Raw genomic sequence first — 3,377 nt, forward strand, 5'->3', positions numbered from 1 at the left:
GCGCCGTCTCCCTCGCCCGCTCCCGCCGCCTCGTCGAGGCGTTCGCATTTCGGCGCCGAACCGAGGCGCGGGGTGGTCCTTCTGTCGCGCGGGGCCGTCTTTTGGGGTGCCGTCTGGCGCTCCGGCCTTGGAATCGCTCGATCGCTCTCGAAACGCGAGCCTTCGAAACGGCCTCAAAACCCCCGTTTACGGGCCAAAACAAGGGGGTTCGAGCCCGGAATCGACCCAAGTCGACACCGAAACGCGCATTTTCGCGCATGGGTTTGGTCCTTGCCGTCCACGCAAGAAACGAGGCCACCCCGGGGCGCGATGAATGGGCTCGGTCGCCCGTCCCGACCCTGCCGCGGCTCACCTTTTTCACGATCGGCCACCCGTTGTCGGGGATCGTCTGCCTCACAGCGGCGTCCACGGCTCCGGCGCGGCGAGGCTTGCGGCCGCCTCCGCCTTCCCGGCTTCGATCGCCGCCATGGTCGCGCGCAGGACATCGGTCACGCCGCTGCGGGTCGCCGTCGAGAGCATGAGGGGCTTTATGCGCCTGGCCGCTGCGTCCAGCGGCGGTCCGTAGCTGCGGATCGCCCGCTTCAGCCGCTCGGCCTGTTTCGCGAGCGTCTCCTCATCGACGGCGTCGGTCTTGGAGAGCGCGACGATCTCGGCTTTCTCGTCGAGACCCCCGCCGTAGGCTGCGAGTTCGCGCCGGATGGTGCGGTAGTCGGCGCCGGCGTTCACGCCGGTCGCGTCGACCAGGTGGACCAGGGCGCCGCACCGTTCGACATGGCCGAGGAAGCGGTCGCCGAGGCCGTGGCCCTCGTGAGCGCCCTCGATCAACCCCGGAATGTCGGCAAGCACGAAGTCGCGCCCGTCGACCTTGACCACGCCGAGCCCCGGATGGAGAGTGGCGAAGGGGTAGTCGGCGATCTTCGGCTTGGCGGCGGAGACGGCGGCCAAAAAGGTCGACTTGCCGGCGTTCGGCAGGCCGACGAGGCCGGCGTCGGCGATCAGCTTTAGGCGCAGGACGAGCGTCCGCTCGATCCCCGGCAGGCCGGGATTGGCGCGCCGCGGCGCGCGGTTGGTCGAGGTGGTGAAGTGCGCGTTGCCGAAGCCGCCGTTGCCGCCTGCCGCGACCACGAACCGCTCGCCCTCTTGAGTAAGGTCGGCGAGCATGGCACCGCTCTCCTCGTCGAACACCTGCGTGCCGACCGGGACCTTGAGCACCACGTCTGCGCCGCGGCCGCCGGCGCGGTTGCGCCCCATGCCGTGCATGCCGATCTTGGCCTTGAAATGCTGCTGGTAGCGGAAGTCGATCAGCGTGTTGAGGCCGGCGGCGCATTCGACCACGACGTCGCCGCCGCGCCCGCCGTCGCCGCCGTCGGGGCCGCCGAACTCGATGAATTTCTCGCGCCGGAACGAGACGCAGCCCGCCCCGCCGTCGCCAGAGCGGACGTAGACGCGCGCCTGATCGAGAAACTTCATGCCAGCCGGCCCGTCTCGATCGGCGCGGCTTCGAACGCCGACCGCAACGGCTCGATCGTCTCCGCCCAGGCGTCCCGAGAGAGGGTATAGGTATGGCACTCAACGAGGCCGCCGCGCGCCGGGGCGCCCTTGGGTCCGGTCGAGGCGATCTCGAAGCCGCACGTCTCCAGGACCCTGCGCGAGGCGTCGTTCTCCACCCGCACGTTGGCGATAATCTCGACCGCAGGCGTCAGTTCGAAGCCCGTCTTCACGACGGCCCAGGTCGCTTCGGTCATCAGACCCTTGCCCCAATGTTCCGGGGTTAGTACGAAGCCGAGGGTGAGCCGGTCGCCGCCGCGGGACTCGAGGCTGATCGATCCGATCGCCTCGCGCTTGCCCCTCTTCGGCGTCATCACAAGCGTCAGGTCGCGGCCCGAGGTGTTGCCCTCGCGAGCCGCGTAGATGAAGCGCTCGGCCGATCCCGGGGGATAGGGGTGGGTGATGCGGGCCGTGTAGCGGGCCACCTCCCATAACGAGCAGAAACGGTGGATCGCCGCGGCGTCCGCGGCACGCGGCCAGCGCAGCCACAGCCGCGCGGTCTCCAGTCTGAAGACATCGTCTCTCGCAAGATCGGGAAACATGTAAGCTCCGGGCTGCCCGCCCCGAAAAGAGGCGTTTAAACGACAAAGGAGACGCGGCGGCCGCGTCCCCTTCGTAAGCTTGGCTTACCGGACGGATGAAAGGACCCTTCGCCTTTCATGCTCATCTCGAAGCTTCTTTGTGAGCGAGTTTCGAGAACGTCCGCGGGGCTGGTCGCCGAAGCGGGGTTCTCGTCTGCGACCCCGCCTTATTCTGCTGCTACTTGTTGAATTCGTACGCTGATATACTGCCGGCCGTCGCCTTTAAGCTCGAAACGCACTTCGCCGGCGGCGGTGGCGAAAAGGGTATGGTCGGTGCCCATGCCGACATTGCGGCCGGCGTGAAATTTCGTCCCGCGCTGACGCACCAGAATGTTGCCGGCAAGCACCTGCTCGCCGCCGAACTTCTTCACGCCGAGACGACGGCCGTCCGAATCGCGACCGTTGCGCGACGAACCGCCTGCCTTCTTGTGAGCCATTGTCCTGCTCCGAAACTTTTCGATGTGCGCCGCCCCCGAGGGGCGGCGAGGTTAAACTGTCTATACCGCAAAAGGCCGGGCGAAGGAATCGCCCCGACCGACAAATCGACTTTAGGCGCCCGGCTGGATGCCGGTGATCTTGACGATCGTCAGATCCTGCCGGTGACCGAGCTTGCGCTTGGAATTCTTGCGGCGCCGCTTCTTGAACGCGATCACCTTCGGCCCGCGGGCCTGCTCGACGATCTCGCCGGTGACGCTTGCGCCCGCCACGTGCGGGGCGCCGATGGTGTTGGTCGCGCCGTCGAACAGCGCCAGAACCTCGTTGAAAACCACCTGCGAGCCGGCTTCGCCGGGCAGGGACATGACGGTGATCTCTTTTTCGGCGGCGACCGTGTATTGCTTGCCGCCGGTCTTGATGACTGCGAACATCGTTTTTCTTCCGTGTTCCGCCCGGCTCGTTACGCGGGAGGCCCGCGCGGCCGGCTTCTTTGCAGTGGACCGAAATCGCGACCCCTAGCGGCGCCGCGGGCGAACGCTCGGATTTGAGGTTTTGGAGCGTCCGAGGGCGGGTATCCGGCCCGGAGAGGCAAAAACCAAAAGCGCGGCCGAAAGGCCACGCTGGAGCGGGGATGTCTATACGGAGGCGGGCGGCCGGAGTCAACGGAGATGCGCCGCTCTGCAGGGCTCCGAATCCGGGTTAACAAAAGCGCGGCGGTCAGCGTGGAATGGCTTCTGGTAGTTGCATCGCGCGCCCAAGAGACTCGCTGCACGTGCAATTCAGCGGTCTGCATGCTTCATCTGCGGCGTACCT

4 protein-coding genes are annotated in these 3,377 nt (G+C 66.9%); all 4 read right to left on the reverse strand.

Annotated elements, in window-relative coordinates:
* Positions 1–393: 393 nt before the first annotated feature.
* The 4 genes from obgE to rplU all read right to left on the reverse strand — a co-directional run bounded on the left by obgE (position 394) and on the right by rplU (position 2,995).
* Positions 394–1,470, reverse strand: a complete 1,077-nt coding sequence (gene obgE / locus ACLP25_RS01145; RefSeq protein ID WP_442467417.1) for a GTPase ObgE — start codon at positions 1,468–1,470, stop codon at positions 394–396.
* Positions 1,467–2,090: a GNAT family N-acetyltransferase gene (locus ACLP25_RS01150; RefSeq protein WP_442467418.1), complete on the reverse strand. Its 624-nt coding sequence runs from the start codon at positions 2,088–2,090 to the stop codon at positions 1,467–1,469. Before ACLP25_RS01150 ends, obgE begins: the two co-directional genes overlap by 4 nt.
* A gap of 206 nt (positions 2,091–2,296) precedes the next feature.
* The gene (rpmA, locus tag ACLP25_RS01155; protein WP_442467419.1) at positions 2,297–2,566 is read right to left on the reverse strand and encodes a 50S ribosomal protein L27; all 270 of its coding nucleotides are present in this window, start codon (positions 2,564–2,566) and stop codon (positions 2,297–2,299) included.
* A 111-nt stretch (positions 2,567–2,677) separates the two neighbouring features.
* The gene (gene rplU / locus ACLP25_RS01160) at positions 2,678–2,995 is read right to left on the reverse strand and encodes a 50S ribosomal protein L21 (protein WP_442467420.1); all 318 of its coding nucleotides are present in this window, start codon (positions 2,993–2,995) and stop codon (positions 2,678–2,680) included.
* Positions 2,996–3,377 lie beyond the last annotated feature (382 nt).

This window comes from Roseiarcus sp. (assembly GCF_052145395.1).
GTDB lineage: Bacteria > Pseudomonadota > Alphaproteobacteria > Rhizobiales > Beijerinckiaceae > Roseiarcus.